Origin of the sequence: Methanolobus sp. WCC4, assembly GCF_038022665.1 — an archaeon.
GTDB lineage: Archaea > Halobacteriota > Methanosarcinia > Methanosarcinales > Methanosarcinaceae > Methanolobus.
Genome location: NZ_CP150629.1, coordinates 2805399 through 2823678 on the forward strand (window position 1 = coordinate 2805399; position 18280 = coordinate 2823678).

Here is an 18280-nt window from a genome sequence, read left to right on the forward strand (position 1 = left end):
TACCAGTGTGCAAAGGTGATACTATGGCATCATGGAAAGGATCCGTATCTCTACCCAAAGAACTGAGAGAAAGAGTAGACAAGTACAACAAAGAAAACCCTGCAAGGAAACTTAATTTAAGTGCGATACTTCAGGCAGGAGTTGAAGAAATCTTAACAGAAGAAGGTTATTGAAATATGGTTAATCGTCGTGTACAATGCCCGGATAGTTTTAAAAGCGGTACTTGCAGATTCATGAACACTGCATATATACAGAAAAGAAATGATGAAGGCAAGCTATCACTTATCAAAATAGGATATTATTGTACTGAATGTGGTAAGTTTACACCATTGTAATAGACTACAGATATCCACAGTCTTAGACCTCTCTGCAGGGAAGTAATAGACTAACCTGCAGATTTTTTCCTCGGTCCCATTCGGGAAACTGGGTCTACCTGAAGATAGACCGAATTACTTTTTTACCTTTAACACTTTGTTGGCATTGCTGCCTGCCGATGTGCCAACGTCCGAGACAGTTATTTTAATTAACTGTTGGCAGGTAGCCAATTATCCTTTTTGTTTTTCATCGGGATCAGTGGTGGAGTTCTTATCACCCCCTGTAACTTCACACAACCGCATAATTTCAACAAATTCATCAATCAGGCATCAATGTATGTCACGTTCTCTTTTGATGTCTCAACGACCGTCTGAGCAGCCACGGAGACAGTATCTATCGTACCGTCCAGGTCAGATACTGCGTTGTACAACATCTGGACCATGAAGAGTCTGCCATCGCCCAGGGTGTAAGCATATGCAATGTCTATAGCTGAGAGCAGACCAAGTATAATGATGACAGCAGCCAACAAAGTTGTGATATTTGACCGGATAGCCATCTCATACAGGGTCTTCATCTTCTCGGATATCGCCTGACACAGGTAAACTAATACGACATAGGTGTAGATCTTCCAAATTGACAACTGAATAACTGTGAGGTCAACAGATGTTCCCAGAACATCAACTAAAAAGGGAATCAGGTCATGCCTGACGATGACAGCCAGGACGACCCATGAAGCAAAGAATATCTGCCGGAAAGTGACCATATAATCATCTCTTGCTGGAAGCAAGGTTCTTCATGGTATTGTATGCACCCTGCTTGCTATAGCCTCTATTCATGAGTTTTGCCATACCAAGTCTGAAGCCACGGAGAGAAATTCTTTTACTGGATTTCTTACCGGAAGAACCGAAAAATTCGTTAATGCTGCGATTCTTGCCATATCCCGGCTTTTTGTTAGGTGCCTTCTTTTCTTTCTTTTTCAAATATTGCAACCGCCTGTGATAAGTGGCCTTAGTTATGTTACCTTCTTTCCAGTCCTCTTTTAGCTGGTTCATCTGAACACGATAATCGTCTTTTGAACCAGGAACAGGTCGATAGACCCTTTTACCTTTTACCATCAATATCAACTCACTTTATTTGCCGTGCTCCGGCAGTAACAATAATTCCACCAACGATGAGGACCGCAGGTCCTACGTCTTCAGGCAAGAAGGTCACAAGTCCCGTTGAAACCATAATCGCACCAAATACCATGACAGTATCTCTCATGACCTTCTTGCTGTTCTTTTCGATGTCAGTCCTATCAAGGTTCATTCCTTTTTCCTCCGGGCTAGCACAATACCCACGAGCAGGACCAACACGAGAGATATAACAGCCGAGCCGGTAAGAACGGCTGCGTTAAAGTCAATTTCATCGACAGGACTTTCGCTGTCATCAGGTTCATCGTAATCAGCAGGGTCGATAACCGTTATGGACAATTCAAAGGTGTTCGGGCTGTCACGGATGGAGTCATAACGTCCATCTGCTTCTTTGACCTCCATTGTTATCTCGACTTCGTACTGTTCACCGACATCACCATAGACAGTCAGAGGGAACGTTCCTTCGACAGTTTCATCGGCTGAGATGGAAAACGGTGTCAGGTATTTATCATCCCTGTCTCGCTGGGAACCGTCCCAGTCTATCGCGATCCTGGCACTGGTGTCTTCAGGTATGTAGGGTTCCCAGTAGTCATCATAGGTATATTTGTACGGTATCTGCACAGTTTCACCGGCAGGCAGTTCTACTGACTGATCACCGGTAAGCATGGTGAACTCTGTTGATGTGAGCAGCATGAACAGTGCCACAAGCAGAAAACCGACCATGACCGGATTGAATTTACTTGTCATCTTTCTCACCTTTCTTGTAGAATATCAACAGGACTATCAGTAAGAGTATCAGGAACAATGGCAGGCCGAAGGCAACAACAGCAACCAGACCAAGTGAAACTGCCAATTCAACCAGTAATTCTGCTATACTCTTACCATCCTCGTCATCACCATCAAGGATATCCTCAATGATATCTTCAGGATCAGGGACAGAAGGAATATCATTATCCGGGTCATCATAGCCACTGGAACCATCCTCTTTTGTTTCATCGGTGATACCATAGATAATGTAGTTGCAGGTATTGATGTCAGAATCAAGTTCTACCTCGCCGTCATCATAGTCATAGCCGAACTGTGCCGGATAAGCATCATTGAAAAATGTTTCATAGTCATCAGCAAGTACCTTTACAGAATATCGGCCAAATGGGAGGTTTTCAAAGGTCTTCGTACCGTCACTGCCGAGATAAACGGACTGTTGATACACCTGACCATCTTTGAGCAATTGAACGGAACAGGGTAAAGCCTTCAGGTTGTCAAGGACCGTTACGGTCAGGGTTGCAGTGGTAGCACCTGGATCAGGTATAGTGACATGAACAAAAGCCCTGTCAGTATCATAGAACACCTGATCGGTTGGTATCGGAGAATCTATACCGAGTGATTCCTGAACAGTATAATCATACGTGTTACCAGCCTCGATACCCCACCCACTTGGATAATATCTCAGTGTGGTGGTCCACGTTTCCCCATAGTCCCAGTTTCCAGAAACTGTCTGTTTCGTCTTGTAGGAATCAAGTAGACCGAAATCAGTATCATCGGATTCAGGCAGGCCATTGTACATCACAAGTCTTGCCTTTGTGACCTCCGGGTATTTGTTCCAAATACTATCAGGGAAATACAGGTCATTCTGCTGTTTGAAGGTTATTTCCTTATATTCAGATAGATAGTCAATGGTAAAACTGATGTCGTTGGATTGAGAGGAACCTTCTATACCATAGATGTTCATTGCAGAGCCGGTATCCTTGAAATAATACCATGGATAGTCAATGACGTGCATCCTGACACCCTGCTCATCCGTGACCATCTTGTGAATAGGACCAAAAAGGCCATCACGATAAACTATGTCTACCTCGGTATCGCCTGAAGGAACATAAGACTGTACAGAAAGAGAAGGCAGCACAATGGATGCCACTAAAAGGACAAGTAGTAATTTTACAATTCCCTGACGCTTTTTTGCATCCATGTTAATTCTCCAGTGCGAATTTACCGGCAATGAGCAATTCGACCGAATTAAGGACGGAATCACCAAGGAGATTAGCCATATCGCCCACAATTGGGACATTGGCAACTGTACTATCGGCAGCCAGTTCAAGCAGGACGGCTACAATGAAAACACCAAGCAAGAATTTTTCCTGCCGGTCTATCTTACCTTCACTTTTCTTCTTATCTGTCATCATATGACCCCCAGAATGGTAAGGGAACCAGCTATCACTACTACATTCCATGAAGTGTGAAGACCGGCTGAAGCAAGGGGATATCCTTTGTCCCAGATGTACTGCATGGCAAGTGCAAAGAAGAATGCAGTTATCAGGAAAGTTATGTTAAAATCGGAAACCCAGACATGGAACAGGGAAAAGGCAATTGCTGAGAACAATCGAGCGTTGCCTTCGGTCATCTTCATCTTGCCTGTCTGGAAGGCTTTAACGATGGCACCCCTGAAGGTGAGTTCTTCGTTCAGGCCGATGATCGTCTCAGCGATTATGAGAAGGCCAAGTGTACCAAAACCTGCAAGATTGCTTGACCCACTTATACCAAATTCGGAGAATATGAAAAGACCGGCAACGAAACCGACACCCCACTGTATCAGGCCATCTAAAAGGCTGATATCATAGAGTGGGTTCTTCTGGTCGAGTACGCTGAACGAGAATGACATCATCAGGAAGTAAACCATGAACATCATGGTTATAGAATCATCGTGCCAGAGATGGTCAGCAGAGACAAGGAAGAAGAGCATACCCACTACCAGAAAAGCGGCTATGCTTACCCTGTCAAGTCTCTTCAGGGAGAATACTTCACGATAGTAGGATGTGATACTCATGCAGCAAGACCCTCGATTACTATGCCGATGACCAGCCAGAGAATGAAACTCAAGACGACGAATTCGACGGGTTTGACATGCTCTTCTTTAAAACCAATTTCTAAGATCAGGTCTTCTACTGGATTCTTAGAGGTTTTATTTTTAGTAACAGTTCTTTTCTTACTCAACGACGATCGCCCCCGACCAATCTACTATGTCAAAACCGATCATATCAGATAATCCAAGGTGGATACCTGAAGCGATTGGAATACGGAGCCAGCCACGAGTTGCCATCTTGAAGATACCAGGAACATGTTCCGCTTCATAGGACTCTTCGACCCCATCGACAACCTTCTCGACATCCTCGGATATCTGCTCGAGGTCTTCGGTTATCTTCTCGACAAGCTCATCAATTGTATTGATAGGACCATCAGAAGGAGATGACGAATCATTATCGTCATCATCGTTTTCATCGGATGGAGATGAATAGGAACCACCTGAAGAACTATCGTCGCCACTATCAGAAGGTGGTATATAAGGATTGTAAATTGTTGATCCAAAAGGTGCTGCTTCGATTATTCCACCAGAATCAATACAAAGGAATCCACCACCCTTACATGTTGCATATACCAAACCATCGTCAGCAACCACAACGTCTAAAAACCAATTTCTATAATCATTATATGGTTCTGCACCGGCACCCGAATATGTCAATAAATTCGTGATAGAAGTAGTTGACGAATTACGATACTCAACTACACTTAAAGGGGATGAACTGAACGATTTTGCCATCTCATAAACATAATCACCATTAGTCAATTGAATAGCATGAGCGGTATCGTCTGGATAAGTAGATGTATATGTTTTCAAAGTATCAGCAACAGATGAAGATGTTAGATTATATTCAATTAAACTAATATCTGAATTAGAAGTAGAAAACATACCAGCAAGAATCAAACCATCTTGGTATAGTGACAAACGATAACTTGGCTCACTTGAATACAAAGCAGGCAAACCAGCAGTTATCTGAGAAGATGTATAATAAGGAGATGACAATTTGAATATTTTTTTATTAGAACCCGATGCATATATATTATCGTTGGCATCAACAACAATATCGACAACACCGGCATCAAGAGTATAAAGTGTTTCAAAGTATGAACTGTCGGTATAATAATCAAGTTCAGATGTGAAACGATCAACCATCGTAACATTACCATTAGAAAAACCCAAAACAATGTTACCATCCATCGTCAATCCAACGTCTACCAAACCGGTCATGTTAGTTATCAGCAATTCCTTCGTGGCATCTTCAACCGGTAACGCTGGATAAAAAGCCCATACCTCATCTGTGCCCTCATTTGTATAGATGATTCTAGAATCATCATAATCATAGACCATATCAACAGCAGCTTCCCCGCTAAAATATGTCAAATATGATACTCCACCGCCTGTCGAATAACCGGCTGATGCAACCGGAACAAGCATCGTCAACAAAACTAAAAACATGACATTCTTCAAATCACCAGCTCCTATCTTCCAGTAATTGAATCAACAAAAAAATGGAAGGGAGAGGGGATAATCCTCTCAGATAGCTTCTATCCTGATAAGGTTCACAGTGAACTTTTCTTCATCAGCACCTTCGACATTTACAGTGACCGGGATGCTGCTGAGGTCATCCATCTTGATGACACCACCAGTTGAAACATTCCAGGACACTTCTATGCTTCTGGTACCGGTTGAAGTTGTCCATTCGTACTTCTCACTGTCTTCCTCGCCATCGACATAGACCACCGGATTGTCGGTGTCGGTTGTCCTGACGACGATTGGATAGTATTCATCGCCGGATGCATCGGCAAGACCAGATGCAGCGGCTGTGATAAGTGAATGACCGACATCCTGGGTGGATGAGAAACTACCGTCGTCCTCGGCTGTGATGGTCATGACGAACTCAATGGATTCGTCGTCAGATGGTGTTGTCAGTACACCGGTATTGGTGAAGTTGAGAAGTTCGACAGAGTTACCTGCTGTATCCTTTGTCTTCAGGAGGAAGGTGGATGTTGAACCATCGTCGGATACTTCAGCATCGACAGGAATTGATATCACACCATCGTCCTTATCGAAGTTATTATCAGCATCCGCAAGGGTGTTATTATCTGCGACGACACTAACGAAAGCACTGTCAAGTGCCATATCTACGCTCATTACCGATCCCGCTTCGGTTGCCTTTGACAGGTCGATATGTCCTGTATAGACACCGGCAGCAAATAGACCAACAACGATTATTACCAGCCATGCCTTACCAGACAGGCCAAAATAAACTGTTTCTTCATCTTTGTTTCCTTTAGGTGACATAAGTACACTCCTTTTAGAGTTCTTACACCTAATTGAACATGAGATAATAAATACTAGAAGTGTGACAGAATGGTGCCAAACTGTCACAGCATAGCGATTTTAAGAAGAAGATTTAAACTGACTATCTATCAAAGGGAACAGTTCTTCGAACAGTCCTCGAGGTATCCTTGCACGTTCTACGGATCCTGGCAAACCCTGCGTACCAGTCTTGCTACCTCTTGGAGCACGTTCATGATGACAATCAGGATTGCCATTTCTACATGACTTTGAATTCCAGTCTCGTAGGTTGGTCCAGACCCATGTAGGTTTAGCTCGGGTATCCCCATACTGGCAATACCAGACATTGTGTCTGATGGCTTCGTAAGAGGAAAGGAACCACGAAAGGCGACCGTGTGGATTCTCAATGAAGTAGATAGCTTCTGGATGGTCAGCTATCACACGCTTGCAGACATCGACTATCTGCAAGGAGATATGAGCATCAAGGGTCTTAGGTCTGCGGTGGCAGTCCCAGTGAGTATTCCCTGAACCCATGCTGAAGCACCGGCATTCAGGAGACATCCATATGATATCGGCTTCGGCAAGTTTCCGTTCCAGAATATCAGGGAACGGCTTTGTGAGGTCGTGGACCAGATCGGGATGATGGATAGGGTCATTATCCACTGTGAACGTGGAATGACCAAGTATCCTGGCATATCCGAGAAGGATTCATCCCCGGAGAACAATTCAACGGTATTCATTATTCATCCACCAGTTCAAAATCTGATTCATTCTCAATAGGACAAACAAGGTCAGGATCATCCAATCTGACGAACTGCGTATAGCAACAATATTTAGACCTATCACCAGTATCACGATTCACATAAGTTGCAGTATGTCTGCAATGAGGACAATGTTTATTCATCTTTCACTACCCCAATTCCCGATATATTGACGTCTGGCAAAGGACAATGCGAAGGAATAACATGTGGCAAACAACAACCACTCGCTCCAAGTTCCCTATCATTTTTCGTACAATAAGGAACCCTCACTGACATATACCGTCCAAATGGACAAGAAACACAACTTCTAATCTCAAGAACTCTTACCATATTTCACACCTTTACCTTCATTTTGTTCTTCATGGAGATATCATCAAAGACCTTGATAGCGAGGTTAGGACCTATCAAGGCGGTGATGGTATCCATTCCGGCAGTTTCCACATCGTCGATGTTCTGGAAACCGGATTCGTAGAGGACACGGGCACGTGAGCGACCGATTCCCCGGATATCTACGAGGTCCTTGAGTTCTGGGCGTATTCCGTACTGTAGTCGCTTCTCAAGAAGTGGTGTGACATCTGGCCATTTGATGTCAGGGAGGGTCGAGAGGACTGATATAGCGTGCATGAGCCAGCAGGCTATTCCTGCAAAGACATGGACATCACCTTCGCCTACGTTGTATTTGCGAGTGATGTATTCGACCGAGCGTTCGTTTATCCAGTCAAGGACGAGCACGGCAGTCTTTACTTCGGCAAGGAAGAACTCATAGTCAGTGGCCTTGAAGGGACTGGGGATATCGACAAGCTCATCTTTGTGCTCGATCACAAAATCATTGAGTCCTTCATAGTCCTTTGAGCGCAGGTAGAGAAGTCTCATATCGGGCGTACGGCAGACAAGATGCAGTAATGTGAGGTCGGTGACGTATCGGGCTTTTTCAAGACCTTCGACGATGAGAGCAGCCGACAGAGGGTCGATATAGAGGGTAGTTACCATCTTACCGAGTGAGGTAGGAACAAATCCTTTATCGCCCTGGTCGTCGAGCATTCGGTGTTCTACAAGGAAATCAAGGCATTCATCAACTATTGCCTTCAGGTCATCAGTACCGTTCTGATGAGCGAAGAAGGTCGAACCCATGAAAGACATGAGTCCGTCACGAGTACCGGCTATACCGTGTACTATCGTGGATAACACATGAGTACGCAGGGCGTTCTCGGTGCCGAGCTTGGAGGTTATGTCTTCGGCATCTGCATGTATATAGTTGGCAAAGAGTGACTTGACCTCATCTTCTGACCTTGCCATGATCACGGATTCACCATAGGGGTCAAGATGAGGACGACCGGCACGGCCTGCCATCTGTTTATAATCGAGTACCGGTATGGGTTCCATACCGAAGTTAGGGTCATATCTTTTGTAGTTCCTGACAATAACCCTTCTGGCAGGCAGGTTAAGACCGGCTGCAAGGGTAGGGGTACTACATATGACCTTGATGAGGTTGTCCTTGAAACCGTTCTCGACTATCCGTCGATGTTTGACGTTAAGACCGGCATGATGGAAGGCTACGCCGTTCCTGACACACTCGGCAAGACTATATGTGATATCGGACTCGCCAAATTCTATTATCTGAAGTACAAGGTCCTCAAGTGCTTTACTGGTTTCAGGATCAAGGGTTTCAGCTACCACAGGTCCGGCTTTTTTAGCAAAGCCCACACAGTTACGACGGCTGCTTTCAAAGACAAGGCACTGACCATCGTCTGACAGAGTATCGAGCAGGACGTTGAGAGAGCTATCGTCTGTCCTGGCTTCTATTGCCTTGAAGGAGTTACGAAAATCGATACCACTGCCATAGAACACACCTTCGTGCAGTGTTGTGGGTCGCCATTCACTGATAACAAGGCCAGCATCGAGCCAGTCAGCTATATCACCGGCATTACCTACTGTTGCAGAGAGAGCTATTATCTGGCATTCAGGGTTAAGTTCCATGAGCTTTGTGAGTGTGATCTCAAGGGTAGGACCACGGTTAGCAGAATTGAGCAAATGGACCTCATCGACGACAATTGTTGTGATATCCGACATCCATGATGTCCGATTGCGTAGGAGAGAGTCGGTTTTTTCTGACGTAGCTACTATGATATCGTTGGAACCCAACCATTCATCACGATAATCGAAGTCACCTGTTGATATGCCTACCCGGATACCATTCTCTTTTATCCCTATAGAGGAAAATTCCCGGAACCTGTTATACTTCTCGCTTGCCAGTGCCCGAAGCGGTACTATGTAGAGAGCTTTGCCACCTTTTGAGATAGACTTGAGCATTGCCAGTTCTGCAAGCAAGGTCTTCCCGGATGCAGTGGGTATGGCTGCAAGTACGTTCCAGCCATTAAGAAGGCCGCTTTCTATGGCTTCAGACTGTGGAGGATAGAGTTCTTCTATACCAGAATCTATGTAGAAGTTCCTGACATCTGCAGGAAGGTCTAGAGACTTAATCAGCATTGGAATCACCACAATTGAAATATCCACGAATATCATCCAATATACGAGAAACCCTAGCAAGTTCATCTATACGTCTACGGAGATCCCCGGCACGTTCGAAATCACCGTCTTCACATGCAACAATTAATAGAAACAACAATCTTTTCCTTTCACGACCAACAGACTGCAGAACACTATTATAATCATCTAGAGTTACACTATCAAAGATAGAATCCGTTAGAGGAGAACCATCATAAACTATAGCAGATTCAGAATCATAATCACATTCCATGATAACCACCTAAAAGATATTCTGTTCCATGACGAGACATATTGTTCGAAGATTGCTGAAGGTTGCCAGCAGACCTATCATCATTACGGAGTTCTTTGTGAATCGCCAGTATCCAGGATAGTTCCTACACATCCGATAAACGATGTAGAACAATACCATGAACAGTGCTTTCAGGAATACCAATGCGATATACCCGAAATGGTCGAAGATGCAGCAAAGGACCGGATTGCCTTCATAGAACATACCTGTCCACAGGGCAGTGATTGTGGTTGCAGTATCACCGTAAATGAATAATACAAATATGAACCATATCTCACTGAGGAAATCACTGTTTTTGATTTGTGCCAGCAGGTACATCTTCACCACCATTACCGAATATCATTTTTTTGAACTCTTCCACTGCTTCAAGACCTAGGTCCCTCTTCTCACGGTGTCGGGGAGGTATTTCACCAAGCTCTACGAGATGATTAGTGTAGAATTCCACAGACCTGATTATTGCATCAGTACCGGTTATGTTCTTAGATACAGCTATCCTGTCAATATCCTCGTGTGTGCCGTCTGGAAGACGGACATGTTTTCTATCATTCGCCATCGTCAGACCACCCATCGAAATTTTCATCATATTTTGGATTATTAACTTGCTTAATTACCGGAGCAACTGACTCAATGCGCTTCAAAGATTCAACGGCAACATCGATCTTATTGTGCAGGCTGTTAAAACCGGCATGAGAGTGTACAAGGTCAACCATACGATTGAATCCGTTCTGATACGAATTCGAGAGTACTGTGTAATACTCGACCTGGGCAGAATTTATGGCAGACTCCTTATCAAGACCATTTTTAAAGCAGGAACTGACCTGATCACCGAGCAGCACGAGCTTAGTACCGGGTCTGAATATCATACCGTGTGGAATTGAACGTGGTTTGAACTCTGTACGAATCAAGCGGTCCTGACCGACCTCTACTACATGGTCCTTCGGACAGACAATTGCGATATTTCCTTCATAGACCAGACCATCATGATTACAGCCGTTCCCATAGTAGATATTGAAAGAAAGAACTCCGGCATGTGTGCTGTGGGTGATGCCTGACCAGGAGAAGGTACCTTTCTCGGTCAGTAGCTGGGGTGACATCCTTCTGCAATAGTCCTCTATATCCTCTTCATCCTCATGAAAATGAAGGAAGAGAAGCCAGAAGCATGAACCTATGGTAGCCCATGTGATGAGCTTGTCAGTGAGTATGAGAGGAAGGTCAGCACGGAACAGACCTATCAGACCCCAGTAGTAGGCAAGGACTGCTAATGAGATGTTCTTTCCACTGAACTCAGGTAGTTGCAGGGACATCCGGTATCACCACTCCGGTATCAAGTATGAGTTCGTCAGGAACGTTAGCAAAGATGACACAGCCTTTTGGCATCTTGAAAGGTACTGTCCTGGGCAACGGTATTACATCACCGATAACCCATCCGTAAAGTCCGGGTCGGAAGTGTCTGACATCAAGACAGTGTTCCAACTGGTAGGACATGAATATCTCAAGGGTATCGAGCTTGATACAGTCCTTTATCTCAATGAGGGATGTGATCTCACCGAAGACAAGGTCATCGACAGATACATCGAACCCGAGTTCGTACCTGAAATAATCATATTCGTCAGGATCAGGCTTACTAAGACTATTATACAAACCAAGATAACCACGGAAACCTGTAGGAGTGCTCCGCACTTCAATGGTTTTGTGATTACCATCGATGAGATAAGGCCATGGACGACGGACAGCGAGGATTTTCATTCAGAATCCTCCACTTCACGACCAGGACAATTAAACAATGAATCATAAAATGAACATGCGAAAAATCCAATTGAAAAACCAATCAGAAATATACCGACATAAGGATATCTAGCTGCATGAAAAACACCAAACATGAAAATACCCACATTAAAGAGCAAAACAATATCATAACGGTCCATAAAATCAGACACGCTCCGGGTAAGCATTAGCATATTCACTTTTCAACGATTCTAAATCGGAAATTATCAAATCGACTTTGCCATTGAAGCGACCTTTAGGAAGGTCCTTAGAATAAGAATGGTGGATATACCCAAGGTCATCCATATCATTCAATATCATGGTTATCTTAATCAATATCTGACTGTCAGATTCATCAATACCCCTCAACCGATATCTGATATTGAAATAAGTGTTCCTAACAGGTTCAACAAGAACAATGGCAAACAAAGCAGTAGCCACGACAAGGGCAACAAAACTAAGGTCTATCATGATATCAATCCCTCAAATCATCGTTCATGACAGGGATATCCATGCTAAGGTCGGATGGTCCCATTGGTGGATATGGTGAAGGAGGATGTTGTGGATAGTCACCGTCATCGTCTTTATCCTTGACAATACCCCAATCATACCTCTTATGATAAGCAACACCAAGACCAACTACAACCCAAATACCCCAGAAACGGATGTACCAAGGTTCTTCATCTTCTTCATCTTCTTCTTCGTCATCATCTGCTTTTTTATACACGACTTCTTCTTCAGGCTGCTCATTATCATCTGACTTCAGTTCAGACACTGCAACCTGAAGGTCTGTGACGGAATCTGTTAAAGTGTTGATATCTTCCTGTAATGCATCCACATCTGCGATACCTGGATCGGAGGAAACTTTCAGGCCGTTGAGTTCTGCGAACTCTACCAGATAGGCAGGCATTTCTTCAGGATCGGATGTTGTGTAGGTGGTGTCTTCTGATGCAAGAACCACTTCAAAGGTCAGGTCCTTTGAATCGATGACATCACGAGTATCCCAGTCGATAAGGTCTATGGTGACACGGTTTGTACCAAGCTGGAAGTAGACACCGCTTATCCACTGTTCGACCTCAGATGAGCGACCGGCTTTAACAAGGACATCATCATCGAAGTCAAGGACATTGTTAGATATTTCCCATCTGAATTTATGGGAAACGGTGTCATCGTTCTCTATATCAAATACAACCTTGACATCCTTATCAAGTTCGACCGTTTTAATGTTCATGACATCTGACGTAGTTTCTATGTGTACATCCTCCAGGCTGACATACCATGATATGTCTTCAGAATCGGATGTGTCATCATATTCAGGCTGAGTGAAGCCAAGATAAAGTATTTCAGAGGGATTGTTAGAATAGTCGAATGCACGAAACCCGGCAACGTGATAACCGGCTTCAAGGTCTGTTGCAGTGTAGTTAAAAGAAGTTGTTCCAGTGGCAGTTACCCATGACCTTTGGTCAATTTTGACCTCTACTCTGGATATCCCGGCTGATACATTGGCATCGTTGGAGGAATCCCACGCAGTACCGGAGAGCTTTGCAGTGTCATCATCAAAATTGTTGATGTTTCCGAGAATATTAGGTGACACTGTGTCGGATGCTGAAGCTACTGGAAGTGTAAGGGTCAGAAGCACAAAGAGACTTGTGTAGATGACAGCCAGAAAAACGATGTTTCTAGCGAAGGTATCACGTGAATTATTTGTGAGGTCTATCATGCTTCAACCTCACCGAGATTACATTCAGGAGCATAGTCGCTGCATCGGCAGGAGTTCTGCCAGAGACTGAGTGAGCCATCAGGTGATATCTTGCAATCATAGGCAGCACCACATTCACAGGTGACAGTTCCAGCCCGGAAGGGTACACTTAATTCCCCTTTGCAGATAACACATTCAAGAGTACGGATATCACCGAAGTAAGATATCTTCGATTCTGAAGATGGACGTTCTCGATGCCAGGGTGTTCTGCGAAGGGATACATTATCATCTTCACGAATGACGTTGTATTCAGCACCACAGTCACATTCTACTACTTCATCACCGGGGAAGACATCCACTGAGCGACGGCAATCATGACAGAGCAATTTAATGCTGATCAGGATACCAACCCCATAGCTGCAAGGGCTTTTTCATTTGTGCTCAATTGAGCGTTAATCTGTCGATACTCAATGAGATCATCAGCATCTTCAAGACGCTTGACAAGTCGGTCGTGCTCTTCTAAGAGGTTGACCTTGTATTGGGTCATGCCTGGAATCATGAGTCAGCGCCCCTTAGAATATTTCTTGAAACAGGAGAGATAATCCTCTTCATCCCTGACATCATCACCGATACCACAATGGAACTTTCCATTTACAAAGAGATTCCATCCGATGTGCTGGAATTTCATACCACCGTGTTCGAACTCATAAGTAACAGGAATCTCATCTAAAGAAGGACACCCGACATCCATATCAAAGTCATCAGGCATGTCGGCCTCACAGACATTAATTGAAAGAATATTTCTATTGAAACACTTCAAGCAAATATCATTAAAGTATTTACACATAACACCACCATCCGAGAAAAAAGGAGGAAATTAGGCTTAGTAGCCTACGTCCTCATCGAGTTCACGCTGCTCTATCTCCTTCTGAAGAGCTACGTAATAGCTGACGGCTGTCCTGTTGGCTTCGAGCACTTTCGTGATGTAATTGTTCAGCTTGATAAGCTGAAGGATATTGATAGAAATGCTCTTCTTCCAGTCATTTGGGTCGGTGAAGGTAATGTTTGCAGGAAGTGCTACATGTGGTTTGTAGATATCCTTACCCTCTTTATCCTTCTCACCGGTCTTGAAGTTACCAGCTCTCATGTTCAGGCCGATACCGAGCTTTGGTGGTGCATATGGGAAGAATGAACCATCGTTCTTCTCACTACCAAAAGAGTCGAGATTCCTGTCAATACTGCCGAGCATGACATCAAGTTTGTCTCGGGTAGCCTGTCCCATTAGGGCAAGGTTCTGAACTGCAGTGCTGTGAGCATCGAATGTTACTTCAGGTCCATCGACCTTTTCAGTCTCTTCGAGTTTCCTGTTGTTCACTGGCTGTTCTGTTGTCTTGTTTCCTGTCTTATCCACCGTTTCAGTTTCCTTATTTACCATTTTATTTACTCCTTAATTGTTGCATAGATCACACTATGATTGTAACAATTCGTCTGTGGTCGGTTTGCTGCTGCAAGCAAGCGACTGACGAGCTAAAAGATATGCAGGGACGGCATCATGTATGAGGCGATATCGTCCATGAGATATCTTTTTGAAAATAGGGTCCTCACGTACCCTGCTGCGATACTTACGTTCGCTGAGATTCTGGAAGAATGCCTTTGTGAGATATTCCTGATCAACAAGGGAATCAAACAGGTCAACGTCCTTCAGCCATTGTGGAAGGTCATCAAATGAATCGAGTACACCCTGTAAGACCTCACGTTTGAGTTCATCATCGATGAGATGGTCATCATTGAGCCAGTTGTAGTATCCGTGGTCGAGTAAGCCGTTTATCTGGTCATATCTGCGATGCAGTTTGAAGAAGAGATATTTCTTGATGAGGTCAAGGTCCTCAAGGAAATAATCTGAAAGAGAAGGCATTGAAAGTGTGAACTGGATGTCACGGATACCGAGTATGTCTATTCTGTTCTTCAGTTCGCCTTTTAGAATTATTTCAGAACGCAGTATTTTCTTTGATTTGCGATATTCCTTATGAATATACCTTAATCTGGTAGCATCGACATCTGACCGGAACTCAGTTACCAAGAGAGGGGTATCTGCATCTATCTGGGGATTCAGGCCAACGGACCTTAACCGGTCATATTTGAGCCATAGGTGAGTACCTGGATCAACTGGCATAGGTTGATTCCAGCATACTTCACACTGGAGTATCCTGAACTGCTTCTTTACGTGAGCAACACCGGTGAAGCCGTTATGCTCCATCATTTTAATGAAGACCTGATTAGCCTTCATGACAGCAGCATCGAATACTCTTTTTTCATATTCCTTGTAAAGATGAACGCATTCAGTAGGAATGAAGTTGCTTTCCTTCAGGAATTCCGCATCATAGAGGTCAGCATATTCCGGGTGGTCCTTTACTATTTCCAGCCAGACACTGCGTTGCATGTTGACATGCATCATAAGCGAGACTGGACGACCTTTAGGTGGACGATAGTTGTAACGGTATATCGCACCCTCTTCACGCCATACATAGGACCAGCCGGAGCCGTCACGGGTCTTCTTAGGTTTTGATGTGAGAGAACAAAGGGAAAGTACTGACCTGTTCTTAACGAAGTCGAACTGTTCGTCAAGATTGACAGGACAGTACATGTCTACCTCTTCAGGAGAGTAACCAGCATCGAGATAATCACGCCTTGTGTATTCGGCACGGTCGATATCGATACTGAAAGAGAATTTAGAGTCTTCGATTATCTTCTGTACATCCTTTTTGAAGGTGAAGTACTCTTCAGAGAATACCATTATTTCAACACGGTCGAGCATGAGGTCAGGGAAGTCGAATTCTTTCCAGACACTTTGAAATGCAAGGGCTGTCCTGGCTTCCTCATATTCAATATAATTCGTCCTGATAATATCCCTGCGTTTCATTGCAAGACGTTGACGATGATTGCGCCTGATGTTATCGATCTCGATGCCAAGGCCGTTATCTTCAAGGAACTTCTCAAGACGATAGTTCAGGGAACCTATATCGTATTGGTCAAAGTTCTGTTTTTCAAGGAATGGTACTACATCTTCAAGCTCAAGGTTAAGATGTTGGGATATTTCCCTCTTGAGAGGGTCATAGAAGTCGTATTCGTTTGCCAAGGTTGCCAAGCGAAGTAGAGTAGTGTACTGTAATTCGGTGGTACTGAACTGAAGGATGTCGTTCTCTATGCGCTTCCAGAACTCTACTGGCAGAGAGTAAGCCATCCTGTCGTACACTGGTATCCTGTCAGCATCTTTGAAGAGCCTGCCAATGATAGTCTCTACTTCGCTGGATGACATGCTTAATTACCAGATGTAGAAGAGTAAGCACGTCCACAACTGAGGGGAGGTATCGGTTCATAGGAAGCGTTGAATTCCCGGAACTGACCCATAGAACATATCAGACAACCGTAGTTGTCATGATTGCAATCTGTACAGGTACTCAGCATCCTGCACCCCCGGATGGCATGATGAACTTTATAGACGGTCTACCGGTGTTACTCATGTAGAATATCTTCATAGTTCAATGCCTCCGAGGTCACAGGGAAAGGAGGGTTCGTCTGTACAGTCGAGAATGTCAGCAGCCATCTCCCTGAATGAGAGAGGTTCGACATCATCAAAATTAAAGCGTTCAAAGATATTGCCAATCGTGATATTGGCATTTGCACTGCTGTCTGGTAAATCAGCAGAGCTACTGCTATGGTTTGTTATAGGGTTCATGTTACGATTATCCAAATTGTTTTATCTGAACTTCTGGTAAAATTCAGACAAATTCAAAAAGACATAGCAAGTATATAAACTTTGCTAAATTATGTTACTAAACTGCGCTGACACGGTAACTGTTATATAAGTATATCGCATTTTAACAATTGCGCCAAAATGACAGTGTACGTGCTGGTAACACGTCATAACTGAACTGTGTAAATGATTTTCAAATCGGTTATCCAAAACACAGTTCGGAAATCACTATCAGTGGTCGTATGTGAGGATGGGACCCCATTAAAACTGGGGTTCGAATCCCCATCGGAGCACCATTCTACTTTTCTACAAAATAATTAAGCGGTTCACTTAAAGTACCGTATGACTTTTTGATATGGTTAGTAAAACCATCTTTGATGTCTATTTCTGGTCCAAAATGAGATACGTAGAGGTCCAGAGGTTATACCCTCATCCGGAATGGTGGTGGAAAGTCAGAAGGACAATAATCTTCCAGAGGAAGCTCAGAAGAAAGCTAAGAGGAAGCAACTTGAGAGATATGTGCATCCTACTCCTGCACAGCTGGAGAATGTCCTGGACTATTTTTTTAAGAATAAAAGGCCACCTTCACGATCTGCCTGGAACGAGAACCTTTTGAGATGGGCTGAGAGAGCTGACCTAGACCCATTGGGGATGAGTAGTAAGACCACCAGGAAAAGTATAGAATCCTGGATGATTACTGCAGATATTCCTCTTAATGTGATTTGTCTTCGCCAGGGACATGATAGTTTGACTTCAATGATGCATTACCAAAGCCTGCCTTTCACGGTATTGTGCCCATTTTTGTCTATTAACAAATTTCCAATTCAAATTGTTTTTTAGTACCCAATCCAATTGAGAATGGTAAGCTAATTTTTTCTTCCAGTACCAACAAGATCCAAAAAAAT

At 43.9% G+C, this 18280-nt stretch carries 28 protein-coding genes; 2 read left to right on the forward strand and 26 right to left on the reverse strand.

The annotated features are described in order from the left end of the window. Positions 1 to 23: 23 nt before the first annotated feature. Complete coding sequence (locus tag V7O63_RS13335) at positions 24 to 173, forward strand: hypothetical protein (protein ID WP_340819034.1); 150 nt, start codon at positions 24 to 26, stop codon at positions 171 to 173. 464 nt (positions 174 to 637) lie between these two features. Here the strand turns inward: V7O63_RS13335 and V7O63_RS13340 are convergent, their stop codons facing one another. The 26 genes from V7O63_RS13340 to V7O63_RS13465 all read right to left on the reverse strand — a co-directional run bounded on the left by V7O63_RS13340 (position 638) and on the right by V7O63_RS13465 (position 17357). After that, on the reverse strand, positions 638 to 1078 hold the full coding sequence (locus V7O63_RS13340; protein WP_340819035.1) for a hypothetical protein: 441 nt from the start codon (positions 1076 to 1078) through the stop codon (positions 638 to 640). A gap of 4 nt (positions 1079 to 1082) precedes the next feature. Continuing rightward, complete coding sequence (locus V7O63_RS13345) at positions 1083 to 1430, reverse strand: hypothetical protein (protein WP_340819036.1); 348 nt, start codon at positions 1428 to 1430, stop codon at positions 1083 to 1085. 10 nt (positions 1431 to 1440) lie between these two features. Further along, positions 1441 to 1623: a hypothetical protein gene (locus tag V7O63_RS13350; RefSeq protein WP_340819037.1), complete on the reverse strand. Its 183-nt coding sequence runs from the start codon at positions 1621 to 1623 to the stop codon at positions 1441 to 1443. Beyond that, positions 1620 to 2195 carry a hypothetical protein gene (locus tag V7O63_RS13355; RefSeq protein ID WP_340819038.1) on the reverse strand — a complete coding sequence of 192 codons (576 nt, stop codon included), beginning with the start codon at positions 2193 to 2195 and terminating at the stop codon, positions 1620 to 1622. Before V7O63_RS13355 ends, V7O63_RS13350 begins: the two co-directional genes overlap by 4 nt. Next, on the reverse strand, positions 2185 to 3414 hold the full coding sequence (locus tag V7O63_RS13360) for a hypothetical protein (protein ID WP_340819039.1): 1230 nt from the start codon (positions 3412 to 3414) through the stop codon (positions 2185 to 2187). The genes V7O63_RS13355 and V7O63_RS13360 overlap by 11 nt, the downstream gene beginning before the upstream one ends. 1 nt (position 3415) lies before the next feature. Next, positions 3416 to 3625 (reverse strand): hypothetical protein, encoded by a 210-nt coding sequence (locus V7O63_RS13365; RefSeq protein WP_340819040.1) that lies wholly within the window; start codon positions 3623 to 3625, stop codon positions 3416 to 3418. After that, a complete protein-coding gene (locus V7O63_RS13370; protein ID WP_340819041.1) occupies positions 3625 to 4269 on the reverse strand; it encodes a CPBP family glutamic-type intramembrane protease in 645 nt (214 codons plus the stop codon). The genes V7O63_RS13365 and V7O63_RS13370 overlap by 1 nt, the downstream gene beginning before the upstream one ends. Further along, a complete protein-coding gene (locus V7O63_RS13375) occupies positions 4266 to 4436 on the reverse strand; it encodes a hypothetical protein (protein ID WP_340819042.1) in 171 nt (56 codons plus the stop codon). The genes V7O63_RS13370 and V7O63_RS13375 overlap by 4 nt, the downstream gene beginning before the upstream one ends. After that, the gene (locus V7O63_RS13380) at positions 4429 to 5769 is read right to left on the reverse strand and encodes a hypothetical protein (protein ID WP_340819043.1); all 1341 of its coding nucleotides are present in this window, start codon (positions 5767 to 5769) and stop codon (positions 4429 to 4431) included. The genes V7O63_RS13375 and V7O63_RS13380 overlap by 8 nt, the downstream gene beginning before the upstream one ends. Positions 5770 to 5835: 66 nt before the next feature. Then, a complete protein-coding gene (locus V7O63_RS13385; protein ID WP_340819044.1) occupies positions 5836 to 6603 on the reverse strand; it encodes a hypothetical protein in 768 nt (255 codons plus the stop codon). Positions 6604 to 6702: 99 nt separating this feature from the next. Next, positions 6703 to 7263: a hypothetical protein gene (locus tag V7O63_RS13390; RefSeq protein WP_340819045.1), complete on the reverse strand. Its 561-nt coding sequence runs from the start codon at positions 7261 to 7263 to the stop codon at positions 6703 to 6705. Between the two features lie 431 nt (positions 7264 to 7694). Further along, positions 7695 to 9848 carry an ATP-dependent DNA helicase gene (locus V7O63_RS13395; protein WP_340819046.1) on the reverse strand — a complete coding sequence of 718 codons (2154 nt, stop codon included), beginning with the start codon at positions 9846 to 9848 and terminating at the stop codon, positions 7695 to 7697. Beyond that, on the reverse strand, positions 9838 to 10119 hold the full coding sequence (locus V7O63_RS13400) for a hypothetical protein (protein WP_340819047.1): 282 nt from the start codon (positions 10117 to 10119) through the stop codon (positions 9838 to 9840). Before V7O63_RS13400 ends, V7O63_RS13395 begins: the two co-directional genes overlap by 11 nt. A 9-nt stretch (positions 10120 to 10128) precedes the next feature. Then, on the reverse strand, positions 10129 to 10488 hold the full coding sequence (locus tag V7O63_RS13405) for a DUF5658 family protein (protein ID WP_340819048.1): 360 nt from the start codon (positions 10486 to 10488) through the stop codon (positions 10129 to 10131). After that, on the reverse strand, positions 10445 to 10711 hold the full coding sequence (locus V7O63_RS13410; protein WP_340819049.1) for a hypothetical protein: 267 nt from the start codon (positions 10709 to 10711) through the stop codon (positions 10445 to 10447). The genes V7O63_RS13405 and V7O63_RS13410 overlap by 44 nt, the downstream gene beginning before the upstream one ends. After that, positions 10701 to 11462, reverse strand: a complete 762-nt coding sequence (locus V7O63_RS13415) for a hypothetical protein (RefSeq protein ID WP_340819050.1) — start codon at positions 11460 to 11462, stop codon at positions 10701 to 10703. The genes V7O63_RS13410 and V7O63_RS13415 overlap by 11 nt, the downstream gene beginning before the upstream one ends. Beyond that, positions 11443 to 11904, reverse strand: coding sequence for a hypothetical protein (locus tag V7O63_RS13420; protein ID WP_340819051.1), 462 nt, complete (start codon positions 11902 to 11904; stop codon positions 11443 to 11445). Before V7O63_RS13420 ends, V7O63_RS13415 begins: the two co-directional genes overlap by 20 nt. Then, on the reverse strand, positions 11901 to 12083 hold the full coding sequence (locus V7O63_RS13425) for a hypothetical protein (protein WP_340819052.1): 183 nt from the start codon (positions 12081 to 12083) through the stop codon (positions 11901 to 11903). Before V7O63_RS13425 ends, V7O63_RS13420 begins: the two co-directional genes overlap by 4 nt. 4 nt (positions 12084 to 12087) lie before the next feature. Then, positions 12088 to 12393, reverse strand: a complete 306-nt coding sequence (locus V7O63_RS13430; protein ID WP_340819053.1) for a hypothetical protein — start codon at positions 12391 to 12393, stop codon at positions 12088 to 12090. A 4-nt stretch (positions 12394 to 12397) separates the two neighbouring features. Continuing rightward, positions 12398 to 13642 (reverse strand): hypothetical protein, encoded by a 1245-nt coding sequence (locus V7O63_RS13435; protein ID WP_340819054.1) that lies wholly within the window; start codon positions 13640 to 13642, stop codon positions 12398 to 12400. Further along, positions 13639 to 14007, reverse strand: a complete 369-nt coding sequence (locus tag V7O63_RS13440; RefSeq protein WP_340819055.1) for a hypothetical protein — start codon at positions 14005 to 14007, stop codon at positions 13639 to 13641. Before V7O63_RS13440 ends, V7O63_RS13435 begins: the two co-directional genes overlap by 4 nt. Positions 14008 to 14018: 11 nt before the next feature. After that, a complete protein-coding gene (locus V7O63_RS13445) occupies positions 14019 to 14168 on the reverse strand; it encodes a hypothetical protein (RefSeq protein ID WP_340819056.1) in 150 nt (49 codons plus the stop codon). A gap of 15 nt (positions 14169 to 14183) precedes the next feature. After that, positions 14184 to 14390, reverse strand: a complete 207-nt coding sequence (locus V7O63_RS13450; RefSeq protein WP_340819057.1) for a hypothetical protein — start codon at positions 14388 to 14390, stop codon at positions 14184 to 14186. A gap of 114 nt (positions 14391 to 14504) precedes the next feature. Continuing rightward, the gene (locus V7O63_RS13455; protein WP_340819058.1) at positions 14505 to 15056 is read right to left on the reverse strand and encodes a hypothetical protein; all 552 of its coding nucleotides are present in this window, start codon (positions 15054 to 15056) and stop codon (positions 14505 to 14507) included. A 33-nt stretch (positions 15057 to 15089) separates the two neighbouring features. Continuing rightward, a complete protein-coding gene (locus tag V7O63_RS13460) occupies positions 15090 to 16937 on the reverse strand; it encodes a hypothetical protein (protein ID WP_340819059.1) in 1848 nt (615 codons plus the stop codon). 216 nt (positions 16938 to 17153) lie between these two features. Beyond that, positions 17154 to 17357: a hypothetical protein gene (locus tag V7O63_RS13465; protein WP_340819060.1), complete on the reverse strand. Its 204-nt coding sequence runs from the start codon at positions 17355 to 17357 to the stop codon at positions 17154 to 17156. A 456-nt stretch (positions 17358 to 17813) separates the two neighbouring features. Between V7O63_RS13465 and V7O63_RS13470 the strand changes: the two genes are divergently transcribed. After that, positions 17814 to 18215: a tyrosine-type recombinase/integrase gene (locus tag V7O63_RS13470; RefSeq protein ID WP_340819061.1), complete on the forward strand. Its 402-nt coding sequence runs from the start codon at positions 17814 to 17816 to the stop codon at positions 18213 to 18215. Positions 18216 to 18280 lie beyond the last annotated feature (65 nt).